This is a genomic window from Micromonospora sp. I033 (assembly GCF_053890995.1).
Genome location: NZ_JBSSLX010000145.1, coordinates 1 through 15,214 on the forward strand (window position 1 = coordinate 1; position 15,214 = coordinate 15,214).

Genomic DNA, 15,214 nt, shown 5'->3' on the forward strand with positions numbered 1-15,214 from the left:
TGGATCACCACCCGCGGGTCGGTGGACCAGTCCGTCTTCTGCCCGGCCCGGGTGTACGCCAGCAGGCGCACCTCGCCCGGGCGGGCCACCGCGGCCAGCGGCCGGCCGTCGAGCGGGGAGCCGGCCACCACCGGCACCTCGGTGACCAGCAGCGCGTGCCGGTCGACCGGGATGGTGGCGATCACCGCGCGGTCCAGCATGGCGGCCGCGAACGCCGGTGCGGCCAGGTACGACACGCTGCGCGAGATGCCGATGCCGAAGGCCTGCTGGATCCGCTCGGCGAAGTCGCCGTCGAAGAGGCGGAGCACCACCCGCAGGTCGGGGTCGAGGGAGCGGGCGTTGAGCGCGGCACGCAGGTTCACCCCGTCGTCGGTGGAGACCACCACCAGCGCCTGGCTGGTGTCGACGGAGGCGGCCCGCAGGGTCTCCTCCTGGCCGGCGTCGCCGACGATCACCGGCACGCCGAGCCGGTGCGCGAGCGGCGCGCCGCGCGCGTCGGGATTCTTGTCGATGGCCACCACCTCGACCCCGAAGTCGTGCAGTTGCGCCATGACCCGGGTGCCGATGTTGCCCAGCCCGACCACCACCACGTGCCCGGACCGGTCGGGCTGGATCCGGCCGGCGTGCAGGGCGAGCCGGGCGTTCACGATGCCGTCGACCACGGCGGCCGTGATGAGCGGGATCAGCGCCAGCCCGGCCAGGTTGAGCACCACCTGCATGATCTGCGCGGCGAGCGGCTTGTTGACGTCCGGATCCTGCCCGCTGAGCGTGGTGACCAGGGTGAGGTAGAGCGCCTCGGACCAGGTCACGTCCGCCGCCCGGGCGTTGAGCCAGCCGAGCACGGCGATCACGGCGAGCAGCACCAGCACGGCCACGCCGATCTTGCGGGTGGCGAAGCTGCGGACCGCGCGGAGCAGCACCGCCACCGGCTGCCGGCGCCGGCGGGCCCGGACCAGCCGGCGGGCGGCCAGCTCGGTGCCGGGCGGCCGCCCGGTCGCCTCGGCCAGCACCACGTCGGCGGAGGCCTCGTCGGCGGGCAGCACCCGGACCAGCTCCGGGTCGGTGGTGACGGCCAGCCCGCTGACCACGTCCTGCGGCTGCACGTCGGCGCGGCGGGCCACGTAGAGGGTGCGGCCGGCGTGCCGGAAGTGGGTGGGGGCCAGCTCGCCGAGGGCGGCGGCCACGAAGGCCGGGGCGGAGATCGAGGCGTCGGAGAGCACCGCCGAGTCGGGGAAGAGCTGCCGCACGCCGTTGGCCAGGCTGGTGTTGAACATCCGCACCACGAGGCGCAGCCGGGGCTCGACCTCCTGGGCACAGAGCGCGGCGTGCATGTTGCCCACGTCGTCCTGGTGCAGCAGGGCCAGCCCGTCCGCCCCGGCCAGCCCGGCCCGGCGGAAGGTGGCCTCGTCGAGCCGGTCCGCCCGGACGACCTGGACGCCCGGGAGGTCCCGGCCGTCCGGCCCCTCGGAGCGGCGGCGCTCGGGCACGACCAGGGTCACCCGGATCCGCCCGGTGGGCGGGTCGGTGGCGAGCAGCGCCCGGACCACCCAGTAGGCCAACGGGTCGGAGCCGCAGACCACGTAGTGTGGCCGCACGTCGCCGTTCATCTTCAGCCGCCATCCGGTCGCCCGGCGCGCGCGGTCGCGGAGGGGCTCGGCCATGCCCGGATCGTAGTCAGTCGCTCGCAGTGCGCGCAGCCCCCTCGATCATGAACGCATGGTGCCCGCCAGTACGGGTAGAGCACGGGGCATGCAGACGTTCCTGCCGTATCCGGACTTCCTGGCGAGCGCCCGGACGCTGGACCAGAAGCGGCTGGGCAAGCAACGGGTGGAGACCATCCAGGTGCTGCGGGGGCTGACCCGGCCGGACTACGGCTGGCGCAACCACCCGGCGGTGAAGATGTGGGCCGGGTACGAGGAGGCGCTGACCCGGTACGGCCTGGACATGTGCGCGGTGTGGTGCGAGCCGGGCCGGGCGGACACCTGCGCGGCCACCATGGCCACCGACCTCGCCACCGCCTGCGGCATCGAGGTCATCCGCACCCAGCCGGAGCTGGCCGAGGCCGGCGAGCTGCCGCCCTGGCTGGGTCGGGAGGACCTGCACCGCAGCCACCGGTCGTCGCTGCTGCGCAAGGACCCGGCGCACTACGGCCCCCAGTTCGACGGGGTTCCGCCCGACCTGGAGTACGTCTGGCCCGCCTCGGACCGGCCGCGGCGGTGCCTGCTGCCGGAGGCGTGAGCCGGCAGACTGGAGGCTCCCGTCGGGCGGAGGCGCAGGGTGGCACTGTCGCGAGTGGTCGGTCGGCTCATCGGCGTACGCCCGCATCTGGTGGATCCCGGCGGCGGTGGTGCCCCGCGCGTGCCGCGACCGGTGCGGGCGGTGGTGGTCGGCGGCGGCATCGCCGGCATGTCGGCGGCGGTGGTGCTGGCCGAACGCGGCGTCGAGGTGACCGTGCTGGAGGCGGCGCCGCACCTGGGCGGCCGGCTCGGCGCCTGGCCGGAGGAGCTGCCGGACGGCGTCCAGCGCAACGAGCACGGCTTCCACGCCTTCTTCCGGCAGTACTGGAACTGGCGGAACATCCTGCGCCGGGCGGACCCGACGCTGGGCTTCCTCAAGCCGGTCCCCGGCTATCCGATCCTCTCCGCGCGGTGGCCGACCGAGGAGTTCGGCAGGTTGCCGCCCGCGCCGCCGGCAAACCTGCTCGCCCTGCTGCTGCGCAGCCCGAGCCTGCGCCTGGCCGACCTGCGGGCGATGGACCGGGACGCCGCGCTGCCGCTGCTCGCCTACGACCCGGTGCGCACCTACGCCGAGTTCGACGGCCGGACCGCCGACGAGCTGCTCACCTCGCTGCGGCTGCCGGACCGGGCCCGGGCCATGCTGTTCGAGGTCTTCTCGCACTCGTTCTTCAACCACGAGGCCGAGATGTCGGCCGCCGAGATGATCGCCCAGTTCCACTTCTACCTGCTCGGCAACCCGGAGGGGCTGGCCTTCGACTGCCCGGACCGCGACTACGCCACGGCGATCTGGGAGCCGCTCACCCGGCACGTCGAGCGGCGCGGCGCCCGGGTGCGCACCGGCACGGCCGCCGCCCGGCTGGACCGGACGCCGGACGGCTGGCGGGTGACCACCGCCGACGGCGACGCCCACGAGGCCGGGCACGTGGTGCTCGCCGTCGACCCGCCGGCGCTCGCCGCGCTGGTCGCCGCCTCCCCCGGCCTGGTCGCGGCGGCGCCGGAGCTGGTGGCGCGGACGCCCGCGTTCGGCCGGCCCGGCCCGCCGTACGCGGTGGCGCGCTACTGGATGGACGGCGACGTGCGGGCGGACCGGGCGGTGTTCAGCGGGGTGTCCCGGCAGCCCACCCTGGACTCGGTGACCCTCTACCACCGGCTGGAGGACGAGCCGCGGCGCTGGGCGGAGCGGGCCGGCGGGGCGGTGGTCGAGCTGCACGCGTACGCCTGCGAGCCGGACGTGCCGGCCGAGGAGCTGGCCGAGCGGATGCGGGTGGAGCTGACCGCGCTCTGGCCGGAGGCGGCGGCCCTCCGGGTACGCGAGCTGCGCGCCCGGGTCGAGGCGCGGGCGCCCGGGTTCACCCCGGGCAGTCACGCGGGGCGGCCCGGGGTGCGCACCGACGCGGCCAGCCTCTACCTGGCCGGCGACGGCATCCGGACCGGGTTCCCGAGCGCCTTGATGGAACGGTCGGCGGCGACCGGGATCGTCGCCGCCAACCACATCCTGCGCGCGGAGGGAGCGGCGGCCGAGCCCGTCCGCTCGGTCCGCCCGCGCGGCCTGCTGGCCGGCCGGCGATGATCCTAAACCGGTCATAAGCCATCAAAAGCTGCACTAGTCTCGACTGACTCCGTCGACACGGGAGGTCGGGAGGGTGAGTACGGCGCTGCGGGTGGACGACGAGCGGGACGACGCGTACGGGCTGCTCCGCGACGAGCGGGCGTGCGTCGTCACCGCGCTGCGGCTGGGCTGGTCGATGGCGGACACCTACCACCACGCGCAGACCACCGACCTGGTCGACGACGCGGACCGGCCGGCGGCCGCCCCGCCGAAGCTCTCCAACGTCACCGAGCTGCCGGGACGGCTCCGGCTCCGGATGAACCTGGACGGGGTGGAGGTGGCGCTCGCCCAGATCGCCGCGCTCACCGTGCCGGGCCGGCCGCTGCCGTCCACCGCCGCCGCCCGGACCGCCGCCGGGGCGGACCGGGAGCCGCTGCTGCTCGCCCTCGACGAGCTGAACGTGGACGTGCTGCGCTGGACGATGGCCACCAACCACCGGGTGGGCCTGGCCTACCGGCTCGGTCGGTCGCTCGCCGACACGGTCCGCCCAGGCGACGCCGACCAGCTTGTCGGGCGGTTCGGCGGGCGGCAGATCCAGATCAGCCGGTGGCTGGACGAGCTGGCCAGCGTGCTGCCCCCGTACTCGGCGGCGGTGGTCCGCCACTCGCTGGCCGCGTGGGCGGCGGCGGTCACCCGGGCCGCGGTCGGCGACCCGCGCGAGGCGGGGCTCGCGGAGCTGGCCCGCGAGCTGCGCAACCAGGGCGAGCTGTGGCGGGGCGTGCTCACCGGCGGCCTGCACCCGCGCGACCTGCTGGACGAGGAGAACTGGGCGGTGGTGGCCCGGAATCTGATCATCCGGGACCGGAAGCTGGTGGTGCAGGCGGCCCGGGGGATCTTCTGGCCGGTGCTCGTACCCCTGCTGGTGGTGCTGCTGGCGGTGGTCGGGGTGAGCGCCGCGGCGGCGGCCGGCTCCCCCACCACCCGGGCGGCGGTGGCCCTGGTCGGCCTGGGCGCCGGGCTGACCGCGATCTGGCGGTCGGTCTCCACGCCGGCCCTGTCGGTGGCCGCCGAGGTGAACCGGCCGCTGCTGGAGAGCGAGCTGGTGGTCCAGATGGCGGCCCGGATCGGCCGGCCCCTCGCCGCGGCGCGGGCGGCCGGGCGCGCCGGCCGGCAGCGGCCCCCGTCCGACGGTGGATCGAAATACGTTGCCCGCGTTTCCGGCGCGGATCTACCGTGAGCGCGCAAGGTCAACCACCGCTCCGGGAGCCGTCGATGTCGCTGCGACACGCCACCACGATGCCGTCGTGGCTGCTCGGCGACGGTTCCCGAGCCGAAGGTCCCCGCCCCGGGTGGCCCGACTGACGCGCCCGCGCGCCCACGTCGTCGCCGCCCGGTCCCGTGGACCGGGCGGCTTTTTGCTGCCGTACCACCGACCGTGAAGGGAGAGCCCGGTGGACGCCGTCCTCGTCATCAACGCCGACCTCGGCCCGCTGCACCGGGTCACCGTCCAGCACGCGATCCGGATGCTCTGCCGGCGGGTCGCCGAGATCCACGAGGCCGAGCCGGACCAGGTGATCGGGGTCTTCCCGATGCCACGGGTGGTCCGCCTCGTCCGCTACGTGGTGACCCGCTGGCGGTTCAGCGCCGGCCCGGCCTGGTCCCGGGGCGGGGTGCTGCGCCGCGACGGCCGGCGGTGCGCCTACTGCGACGGCCCGGCCGGCACCATCGACCACATCCTGCCCCGCTCGCGCGGCGGCCGGAACACCTGGGGGAACACCACCGCCGCCTGCTACGGGTGCAACCAGCGCAAGGGCGACCGGACCCCGGCCGAGGCGGGCATGCCGCTGCGCCGGGAGCCGGTGACGCCGAGCTGGGCCGCCCTGGCGCGGTGACGTACGGCCGGCGGGCACAGGGGGCCGCGTCGGAGGTACGCCTCCGGCGCGGCGCCCGCCGGTCCCGCGGGGGTGCGGGAACAGTCCCGCACCCCCGCGTCGGTCAGTTGACCGTGACCGAGAACGAGCGCCAGCCGGACGAGGTGCCGTCGGCGTACTTCACCGAGAACCAGAAGTAGGTCCAGCCCGAGGCGGTCGGGGTGAAGGTGACCCGGGCCTTGCCGTCGGCGTCCAGTGGCACGTCGAGGTGGTCGCTGTTCTGGGTGGTGAACCACGTGACCGCGGTCGCGTCCTTGGTGACCTTCGGCGTCACGGTGAAGACGCCCGGCACCCCGACCCCGCCGCCGGAACCGTCGATCGGGTAGACCCCGTCGGAGGCGATGGACGGGGCGTCGTCCACGTAGAAGGTGGTCTCCGCCTGGTAGAGCACCTCGCCGGTGGCGCTGCGCCCGGCGTACGCGAGCCTGTGCTCGCCACCCTTCAACGGGCCCAGGACCGGCACGGCCACGCCCTGCGCGTCCACCGGGACCGACTGCTCCGCGCCGCCGTCGACCCGGTAGGCGACGGTGGTGATGCCGTTGCCCGGCTGGGTGCCGAACCGCATGCTCACCAGGATGCCGGCGCCGGACGGGTCCGGCTCCTGCTTGGTCGACCAGGCGGTGACCGTCAGGTCGCGCACCTTGAAGGTGTACGAGCGTACGGGCGAGCTGTTGCCGGCCCGGTCCACGCTCGCCACGTACAGGGTCTGCTCACCCGCGTCGCGGGGCTGCCACCGGATGGTCGCGGCACCACCGAGCTGGTCGGCCGGCACCTGGTTGTACATGTTCCACTGGCTGTCGCCGTACCGGAAGCCGACCACGTCCGGCACGCCGTTGGCCGTGAACAGGAAGGTGCCGGTCACGTTGCGGCCACCGGTCGGGTTGGGCGGGTTCTCCGGGTACTCCGGAGAGGCCACAGTCGGCGCGGCGGCGGGCCCGGTCCGGTCGACGGTGAACCGGCACGGGTCGCTCCACGGCGACCAGGCCCGCTCGTCGTAGGTCCGCGCGTGCCAGGCGTACTCACCGTCGGCCAGGGTGTCCGCCGGCACGTCGCCCACGCCGCTGAGGCCGTCGCCCCCGCTGGAGATGCCGGTCGTCATCGTGGTGGTGGCCGACGGATCGGCGAGCGGCCAGAACTCGAACTCCGGGGTCAGGGAGTCGCCGGGATCGCGGTCCCGGTCGGTCATGTCCGCGAAGACGCTGAAATTGGACCGGGCGAAGTAGTCCGGGCCGCACGGCGTGTCGGTGTTGCCGTTGTAGAGCTTCGTCGGCTTGAGCGGAGCGGTGTTCTTCAGCTCCACCTCGAACCGGAACTCGTTGGTCTCCAGCCAGCGGCCGTAGGCGACGTCCCCCTCGTACCTCTTGGGGACCCGCAGCTCGGCGGTGAGCTGACGGTCACCGCGGTTCAGCGCGTCGGTGAGCGCGGTGGTGAGGTTCCACATGGTGCGCCACGAGGTGCAGTCGCCGCCCTCGGCGGTGGCGGTGACCTCCTTGCCGATCGTCTTCGGCGGGCTCGACCAGCTGTTGTCACCGGTGAACGGCGCGGTCGGCAGCGCGACCACGGTCCGCGGCTTCGCGCAGTCGTTCGCCCGGCTCTCGCGGGCGACCAGGGTCGCGCTGCTCAGCCGGCCGACGTAGATGCCGCCGATGTCGAAGGTCACGTAGGCACGGGAGGTGTGCCGGGTGGACTCCTCGTCGCGCCAGGAGCCGACGGGCAGGTCGCCGCCGCTCGGATAGAAGACGGCCGTGTCCGGGGTGGTGGAGTCGGTGTACGCCAGCAGAGAGGGCGTGAGCACGAAGTGCGGCTCGGCGGCGGCGGCCGACACCGGCGGGAGCACGACGGCTCCCAGCACCAGTGCGGCAATCGCTCCCCGCAATGTCGTGCGCCCGCGCCCCCGTGCGTCGCGGGTCCTGAGTGTCACGTGGACGGTCCTCCTTCATCGATCACCACCACAGCGGGGTGACCGACTGGGATGGTAGCCAGCCCGGGCATCATGAGCCGTCCCGATCGAGCCCGGGCGGGCCACCTGACCAGGATCCAGCTGATCGGCGGAGCCGGGCCGTCGACTCGGTGCCCCGCCGCCGATCCGTACGGCCGGTTCCCGGTGGTCGGGACTGCGTGGGCGGCACGGCGCGGAGTAGCGTGCTCGCGACCGGAGCACCGGTCGCGGGCAGGGCGGGCCGGCGGCAGAGCATCCGCCGGCCGACGCCCCCGCATCCACCGCTGAACGGGGATCAGATGACCAGACCCGCCAGCAGGTACGCCGCGGTCGCCGCCGGCATGCTGCTGAGCCTCACCGCCGGCCTGACCGCCACGCCGGCGTACGCCGAGGAACCCACGCCGGGTGCGATCACCGGCCACGTCGTGACGGAGAAGCCCGGCAGCGTCACCGTCAACCTCTTCACCACCGACGGCGCCAGCGGCGGACAGGTGCTGACCGGCGCCGACGGGAGCTTCCGCTTCGCCGACGTGCCGGTCGGCACCTACAAGATCCAGTACGGCTTCCTGGGCCGCTACCAGTGGTCGCACGAGAAGCTCGGCTACTCCACCGCCGACATCGTCACGGTCACCTCCGGCGAGACCACCACCGTGCCCGAGGAGACCATGCTGCTGCCCGGTGTGGTGGAGGTGGTGGCCACGGACGCCGACACCGGAGCGCCGGTCGACGCCTTCTGCGCGGGGGTCCAGGAGTACTCCCTCCAGTGTGGGGCCACCGGCGGCCACCTGCGGCTCGAGAACCTGCAGTCCGGTACGTACACCCTTCAGGTGCGCTCCTCCGACGGCCTGCACGCGCGGCAGCAGGTCAAGGACGTCAAGGTCGTCCTCGGCCAGACCACCCGGGTCGAGGTCTCCCTTCGTCCCACCACCGCCGTCACCACCACCGTGGTCGACCGGGCCACCGGGGAGCCGGTGCCCTACACCTGTGTCGCGGTGCTGCCGACGGTCTTCGGCGCGCTCGACGACCAGACCTGCCAGTGGGACGTCAACTACACCGACGACCAGGGCCGGGTCACCGTGGGCGAGCTCGAACCGGGTGACTACACGGTGCTGGTCCTGCCGAGGGACGACGTGCACGGCGTGCAGTGGCTGGGCCGGAACGGCGGTGTCGGCCGGCAGCACGACGCGCTGCTGGTCAAGGGCGAGGCCGGTCGGCTCAGCACCGTCCCCACCGTGCGGCTCGACCCGGCCGCCCGGATCACCGGAACGATCCGGGACGCCGGCACCGGTGAGCCGCTGGCCAACGGCTGCGCCGGCATTCTGCCGCAGCGGCAGGGCAGCTTCGCTCCGGGAGCCGGCCCCTTCTGCACGGGCTCCGACGGCGTCTACACCGTGCCGAATCTGGGCCCGTACGACTGGCCGCTGGAGTTCTCCCACTTCTACGACCACGTCGAGCCCTACGCCGCCGTGTGGTCGGGAGGTGCGGCCGACCGGAAGACCGCCAAGCCGATCCGGGCCGGCATCGAGCAGCCAGGGGTGGCCGACGCCTCGCTGGCCCGTACCGGCCCCCGGCTCAGCGTGACCACCACGTCGCAGGACGGTCAGCCCTACAACGGGTGGCTGGCCGGGGACATCTACAACACCACCACAGGCGACCTGGTGAAGCAGTTCTCCTTCTACTACGGTCCCCGGGTCGTCGACGGGCTCGCCGACCAGTCGGTGAAGGTCCGCTACGTGCCGGACCGCCCATGGTCGGGCGGCTGGTACGGCGGCACCGACCGGGAGTCGGCGACGAGCGTCCGGCTGCGCCACGACAGGACCACCCAGATCACCATCGTCCTGGCCGACCCGGCCTGACGGGTGCCGGTGGGGGCGGCCGGGCCGCTCCCACCGGCCCGGCCGTACCGCTGTCGAGCTCAGCCGGCCGGCGGTGTCCAGCCGAAGCGTGGTGGCCGGCGCTCGGTGACCGCCGCGATCCCCTCCCGGGCCTCGCCGCTCTCCCGCACCTGCCCGTGCCACCAGGCGATCCGGTCCGCGTCGGCGCGCCCGTCGACGATCTCCTTGGCCGCCGCCACGGTGAGCCGGGACCGCTCGGCGATGGTGCCGGTCACCGCCGCCACCCGGGTCGCCAGCCCGTCGGCCGGCAGCACCTCGTCGACCAGCCCGATCCGCAGCGCCCGCTCGGCGTCGACCAGCTCGCTGGTGAACAGCAGGTGCTTGGCCGCCGACGGCCCGACCAGCCGGGCCAGCCGCCGGGTGGTCGGCGCGGGATAGACCAACCCCAGCCGCGCCGGCGGTACGCCGAACCGGGCGTCCGCCGCGGCGAGGCGAAGGTCGCAGGCGACGGCGAGCTGGCAGCCGCCGCCGACGCAGGCGCCCTCGATCGCCGCCACGGTGGGCCGGCTGAACGCGGCCAGCCGCTCCTCGGCGGCCACCGCGATGCTGCCGTCCCCGGCCGCCAGCAGCTCGTCCAGGTCGCCCAGGTCGGCACCGGCGCAGAAGGTGCCGCCCGCCCCGGTGAGCACGAGCGCGCGCACCGCCGGGTCCGCCTCCAGGCCGTCGAGCAGCACCGGGAGCTGCCGCCACATGGCCGGCGTCATGGCGTTGCGGCGCGCCGGGTTGTGGATCACCACGGTCGCCACCGGCCCGGTCACCGTGACGGTCAGCTCCGCGTCCGACATCTCTCCCCCTCGCGCCGCCGGTCCTCCGGGCGACGGTAACGGGCGGGGCCCGGTGACCACCCGCGTGGGGGTGGCCGCCGGGCCCCGGGGTCGGGCGGTCAGGTCAGGAGACGTTGACCGCGGTGTCGTCGACCACGAAGGAGGTCTGCAGCGAGGAGTCCTCCGTGCCGGTGAACTTCAGGGTGACGGTCTGGCCGGCGTACGAGGCCAGCGAGAAGGACTTCTGGCTGTACCCGGTGGCCTTGTTGAGGTTCGAGTAAGTCGCCAGGGTCGCCAGCACGCTGCCGGACGAGTTGAGCACCTGCACGGTCAGCTTGTCGTACTGGACGCTGCTGGTGGTCTCGGCCGAGTCGATGTGCAGCCAGAAGGTGAAGTTGTACGAGGTGCAGCCGCCCGGCAGGCTCACCGACTGGGAGAGCGTGTCGGTGTGGGTGCTGCCGTAGCCGTCCAGCCAGGCGTTCCAGGTGCCGGTACGCGGCGGCTGGCCGCTGGAGGCGTACTGGCCGATGACGCCCGAGGTGGACGACCAGACCGTGTTGCCGGACTCGAAGCCGGGGTTGCCGAGCTTCTGGCCGGCGCCCGTGCAGCCGCCGCCGGTGCCGTTCACGGTCAGCGTGTAGGTCGCCGAGTGGCTCACCGAGCCGGCGCCCGTGACGGTCACCGAGTAAGTGCCGGCCGGGGTGCTCGCCGTGGTGGCGATGGTGAGCGTGGACGAGCCGCCCGAGGTCACCGAGGACGGGCTGAACGACGCGGTGGCGCCGCTCGGCAGGCCGGACGCGGAGAACGTCACGGTCTGCGCGGTCCCGCTGGTGGTGGCGGTGGCGACGGTGGTGGAGACCGAACCGCCCGCGGTCACCGAGCCGGAGGTCGGGGAGAGCGAGACGGAGAAGTCGTTGCCGGTGGAGCCGCAGGGCGCGTCGTTTCCGGCCACGTTCACCGCGGTCCACGCCGCCTGGACGGTCTTGTACTCGGTGGAGCAGTTGCCGTACAGGTCGGTCGCCGCCCGCAGCGTGTAGGCCCGGGCGGTGTTCGACGGGGTGGTGTTGTTGACGTACGAGGTGTTCGAGGTGAAGTACACGTCGAGCGCCCGGTACCAGATCTTCTCCGCCTTGGCGCGACCGATGCCGGTCACCGCCGGCGCCGAGCCGCAGACCGGCGACGTGCCGTACGCGGTGGAGCCGGTGCCCTCGGCGAGGTTGAAGTAGAAGTGGTTGGCCACGCCGGAGGAGTAGTGCACGTCCTTGTTCCTGGTGCTGGTGCTCCAGCAGGAGTCGGACGAGCCGTCCAGCGACGGGTTGTACATGTAGCGCAGCGGCGTACCGTTGCCGTTGATGTTGATCTTCTCACCGACCTGGTAGTCACCCGGGTCGCTCGGCGCGGCGGCGTAGAACTCCACCATGTTGCCGAAGATGTCGCTGGTGGCCTCGTTGAGGCCGCCGGACTCACCGGAGTAGACCAGGCCGGCCAGCGCCTCGGTGACACCGTGGCTCATCTCGTGCCCGGCGACGTCGAGCGAGACCAGCGGGCGGGAGTTGCCCGAGCCGTCGCCGTAGGTCATCTGGGAGCCGTCCCAGAAGGCGTTGACGTAGTTGCTGCCGTAGTGCACCCGGCTCGGCACGCCCGCTCCGTTGCCGAAGATGCCGTTGCGGCCGTGCGTGTTCTTGAAGTAGTCGAAGGTCTTCGCGGCGCCGAAGTGGGCGTCGACGCCGGCGGACTGCCGGTTCGAGGTGGCGCCGTTGCCCCAGTTGTTGTCGGGGTCGGTGAAGGTGGTGCAGGTGCCCCCGGTGGTGTTGTTCATGTCGCAGGTGCGGCCGTTGCCGTGCGACGGGTCCACCATCTGGTAGGTGCTGCCGGAGAGCGTCGTGTCGATGCTGACCGTGCCGCTGTAGATGCCCTGGCCGCTGCCGACCACCATCTCGATCTCGTCGTACGAGCCGATCACCGCGCCGGTGCTCGCGTCGGTGATGACGTGCAGCCTGGACGGCGTCTGCTTGTCCGCCCGCCAGCCGCTGGCGACGGTCTCCCAGGCCAGCCGGCCCTTGCCGGAACTGGCGTCGACGAAGAGCTCCGGGGTGCCCACCGAGGTGAGCGAGCCGGAGAACGCCCTGCGCGCGCTGGCCTGTGCCGCGGCCGGGCCGACCTTGGCGGTGGTGCCCAGCGTGAGCGGCGCGGCGAGGCCGACCGAGGTCCCGGCCAGCGTGCCGTTCGGGGCGGTGTGCACGACGAAGTCGCCGCCGTAGACGCGCAGGCCGTGGTAGGTCCGGGTGTAGCGGGTGTGGGTGGCCCCGGAGGAGTCCACCTTCGTGCGGACGGCCTGGTACGCCTCCCCGCCGGCACCCTGGACGGCACCGGGGTTGGCGCGGAGCAGGCTGTCCGCCCGGGTTGCGGCGGCGGACTCGGGGGACGGGGCGCTCGGGGTTGCCGCGTGCGCCGTGGTGGTGACGCAGGTCAGCACGCCGCTGGTGAGCAGCGCTGCGCTGACGGCGGCGAGGGATCTTTTCACGGGCCCTCCTGAAGGGGGGAAGTTGTGACGGGGGTAGTCACTGATGTAGATATAGCGATACATCGAAGAACGTGAAAGGGTGCGAGCGCTTTCCTGCCGGAGACACTGACCGTTCGGATGAGGGCGGCGGAGCGTGTCGGAACCGGGTGGCCCCGCCGTGCGTCCGATCGGCATGAGAGCCACCCCGGTCGCGGCGACCCTCCTCGCCGCGCTTCTCACCCCGCTCGCCGGCTGCGCCGACAGCGGCGGCGGACCCGCGTCGGACGGCCCGGCCCCGACCACCGCCGCGCCAGGTGTGCCGGTGGTGCTGACGAAGTCCGGCGGCATCGCCGGGCTCAAGGACACCGTCACGGTGCAGCCCGACGGCCGGTGGACCCGGGTCGACCGGGCCGGCGCCTCGCACACCGGCCGGCTCAGCGGCGCCGACCTCGACCGGCTGCGGCACCTCGCCACCGACCCGCGGCTGGCCGCCGAGGCGACCGCCACCATCCCGGCGACCATGTGCGCGGACGCGTTCAGCTATCAGCTCACCGTCGGCCCAACCACCACGGGCTACGTGGACTGCCCGCCGCAGGCCACCCCGCCGCCGGCCACCGCCGCCGTGGTCGACCTGCTCAGCCGCGCCACCGGCTGACGGTCCTCACCAGTCGGCGGCCGCCGCCAGCAGCGTCCGGCGAACCGCCTGGACCTCCCGCCGCCCGGCCACCCCCGGCCGGGCCGCCAGGAAGAGCGTGTTGAGCGGGGGCACCGGCGGCGCGAGCAGCGCCCGCAACGCGCCGGAGGCCAGCTCACCCCGGCAGAGGTACGTCGGCAGCACGCTCACCCCGGCGCCGGCCACCACCGCCGCCCGGACCGCCCGCAGGTCGGCCACGACCAGGCTGGGCGTCCGGGTGAGCCGGGTCTCGAAGACCGTCCGCCAGTACCGGCGCAGGATCGGGGCCTCCTCGCCGTACGCCACCAGCGGCACGTCGCGCAGCGCCGCGGCGGTGACCGGGTCGGGCAGCCGCCCGGCCCAGGCCGGCGCCGCCACCAGCACGAACTCCTCGTCGTAGAGCGGCTCGACGGCCACCCCCCGGCGGCGCGGGCGCACGCTGGTCACCGCCAGGTCGAGCCGCCCGGCCACCAGGTCGTCCACCAGCCGCTCCGGCAGCCCGGCCGACACCCGCAGTTCCAGGCCGTCGGCGACCGGACCGGCCAGCGCCGGCAGCACCCGCTCGGCGAGGAACTCGGCCGGCCCGCCGAGGAACACCGTCCGGGGGTACGCCGTGGTCGTGTCCTCGGCCAGCACGGCGGCGAGCCGGTCCAGCGGGTCGGCGACCCGGCGGGCCAGCTCGTTCCCGGCGGCGGTCGGGGTGACGCCGCGGGGCAGCCGCTCGAACAGCGGCCGCCCGACCGCCTCCTCCAGCGCGCGCAGCTGCGCGGTCACCGTGGGCTGGGCCAGCCCGAGCAGCTCCGCCGCGCCGGTGATCGACCCCGACCGGTGCACGGCGAGGAAGCTGCGGAGCAGGTCCAGGGATGCCTTCACATCAGCAAATCTATCGCCGGTGCCAGCTTCGCCTATTGGTCAGCTATGGATCCACGGGCCAGCATGGTCGGCATGACTCGTGCACTCATCGCGCTGACCAGTCACTCCGAGCTGGGCCGGACCGGCCGCCGGACCGGCTTCTACGTAGGCGAGGCCGCGGAGCCGTGGGAGGTCTTCCGGGCCGCCGGCTACCACGTCGACCTCGTCTCGGTGGCCGGCGGGCAGCCGCCGCTCGACGGCCGGGACGAGAACGACCCGACCCAGAACGACTTCCTCGCCAGCGCCGGCGTGACGGACACCCCGAGGGCCGCCGACGTCGACCCGGACGGGTACGACGTGATCCTCTTCGCCGGCGGCCACGGCACCATGTGGGACTTCCCCGAAGACCCGGACCTGGCCCGGATCGCCCGCTCGATCTACGAGCGCGGCGGGGTGGTGGCCGCCGTCTGCCACGGCCCGTCGGCGCTGGTGAACCTGACCCTCTCCGACGGCTCCCACCTGGTCGCCGGCAAGCGGGTGGCCGGCTTCACCAACGACGAGGAGGCGGCCGTCGGCCTCACCGGGGAGGTGCCGTTCCTGCTCGCCGACAAGCTGACCGAGGCCGGCGCCCAGCACGTCCCGGCCCCCAACTTCACCGAGCAGGTGGTGGTCGACGGCCGCCTGGCCACCGGCCAGAACCCCCAGTCGGCCCGCGCCCTGGCCGAAGCCGTGGTCAAGCTCCTCTCCGCCTGACCCCGCCTCGGCGATCATGAGGTTGACGGTGCGTCAGGTCCGCTTCGACGCCGTCAACCTCATGATCGACGGCGGGCTCCGGGTCAGACGAGGTAGGCCGGGGGGCGGACCGGCGCCG

The 15,214-nt window shown here is 73.9% G+C and carries 12 protein-coding genes; 7 read left to right on the forward strand and 5 right to left on the reverse strand.

Going from position 1 to position 15,214, the window contains the following annotated elements; translation table 11 throughout:
- A partial coding sequence (locus ACW0Q9_RS21450) for an NAD-binding protein (RefSeq protein WP_456184037.1) occupies positions 1 to 1,607 on the reverse strand: 1,607 nt, incomplete at its 3' end.
- Positions 1,608 to 1,749: 142 nt separating this feature from the next.
- Here ACW0Q9_RS21450 and ACW0Q9_RS21455 point away from each other — a divergent pair.
- The 4 genes from ACW0Q9_RS21455 (at position 1,750) to ACW0Q9_RS21470 (ending at position 5,678) form a co-directional block, all read left to right on the forward strand.
- The gene (locus ACW0Q9_RS21455; RefSeq protein ID WP_456184015.1) at positions 1,750 to 2,238 is read left to right on the forward strand and encodes an MSMEG_6728 family protein; all 489 of its coding nucleotides are present in this window, start codon (positions 1,750 to 1,752) and stop codon (positions 2,236 to 2,238) included.
- Between the two features lie 39 nt (positions 2,239 to 2,277).
- On the forward strand, positions 2,278 to 3,807 hold the full coding sequence (locus ACW0Q9_RS21460; protein ID WP_456184017.1) for an FAD-dependent oxidoreductase: 1,530 nt from the start codon (positions 2,278 to 2,280) through the stop codon (positions 3,805 to 3,807).
- Between the two features lie 73 nt (positions 3,808 to 3,880).
- The gene (locus tag ACW0Q9_RS21465) at positions 3,881 to 5,023 is read left to right on the forward strand and encodes a hypothetical protein (protein ID WP_456184019.1); all 1,143 of its coding nucleotides are present in this window, start codon (positions 3,881 to 3,883) and stop codon (positions 5,021 to 5,023) included.
- 214 nt (positions 5,024 to 5,237) lie between these two features.
- Positions 5,238 to 5,678 (forward strand): HNH endonuclease, encoded by a 441-nt coding sequence (locus tag ACW0Q9_RS21470; protein WP_456184021.1) that lies wholly within the window; start codon positions 5,238 to 5,240, stop codon positions 5,676 to 5,678.
- Between the two features lie 103 nt (positions 5,679 to 5,781).
- Here the strand turns inward: ACW0Q9_RS21470 and ACW0Q9_RS21475 are convergent, their stop codons facing one another.
- Positions 5,782 to 7,554, reverse strand: coding sequence for a hypothetical protein (locus tag ACW0Q9_RS21475; protein ID WP_456184023.1), 1,773 nt, complete (start codon positions 7,552 to 7,554; stop codon positions 5,782 to 5,784).
- Between the two features lie 401 nt (positions 7,555 to 7,955).
- Here ACW0Q9_RS21475 and ACW0Q9_RS21480 point away from each other — a divergent pair, with 401 nt between their 5' ends.
- On the forward strand, positions 7,956 to 9,512 hold the full coding sequence (locus ACW0Q9_RS21480; RefSeq protein WP_456184025.1) for an MSCRAMM family protein: 1,557 nt from the start codon (positions 7,956 to 7,958) through the stop codon (positions 9,510 to 9,512).
- Between the two features lie 59 nt (positions 9,513 to 9,571).
- On the opposite strand, the gene ACW0Q9_RS21485 is transcribed toward ACW0Q9_RS21480, so the two are convergent.
- Both ACW0Q9_RS21485 and ACW0Q9_RS21490 read right to left on the reverse strand, forming a co-directional pair.
- On the reverse strand, positions 9,572 to 10,336 hold the full coding sequence (locus ACW0Q9_RS21485) for an enoyl-CoA hydratase/isomerase family protein (RefSeq protein ID WP_456184027.1): 765 nt from the start codon (positions 10,334 to 10,336) through the stop codon (positions 9,572 to 9,574).
- A 103-nt stretch (positions 10,337 to 10,439) separates the two neighbouring features.
- The gene (locus ACW0Q9_RS21490; RefSeq protein WP_456184029.1) at positions 10,440 to 12,839 is read right to left on the reverse strand and encodes a M4 family metallopeptidase; all 2,400 of its coding nucleotides are present in this window, start codon (positions 12,837 to 12,839) and stop codon (positions 10,440 to 10,442) included.
- Between the two features lie 172 nt (positions 12,840 to 13,011).
- On the opposite strand from ACW0Q9_RS21490, the gene ACW0Q9_RS21495 reads away from it, so the two are divergent.
- Positions 13,012 to 13,473, forward strand: coding sequence for a hypothetical protein (locus ACW0Q9_RS21495; protein WP_456184031.1), 462 nt, complete (start codon positions 13,012 to 13,014; stop codon positions 13,471 to 13,473).
- Between the two features lie 6 nt (positions 13,474 to 13,479).
- Here the strand turns inward: ACW0Q9_RS21495 and ACW0Q9_RS21500 are convergent, their stop codons facing one another.
- Positions 13,480 to 14,364, reverse strand: a complete 885-nt coding sequence (locus tag ACW0Q9_RS21500) for a LysR family transcriptional regulator (RefSeq protein WP_456184033.1) — start codon at positions 14,362 to 14,364, stop codon at positions 13,480 to 13,482.
- A gap of 72 nt (positions 14,365 to 14,436) precedes the next feature.
- On the opposite strand from ACW0Q9_RS21500, the gene ACW0Q9_RS21505 reads away from it, so the two are divergent.
- A complete protein-coding gene (locus ACW0Q9_RS21505) occupies positions 14,437 to 15,096 on the forward strand; it encodes a type 1 glutamine amidotransferase domain-containing protein (RefSeq protein WP_456184035.1) in 660 nt (219 codons plus the stop codon).
- Positions 15,097 to 15,214: the final 118 nt, after the last annotated feature.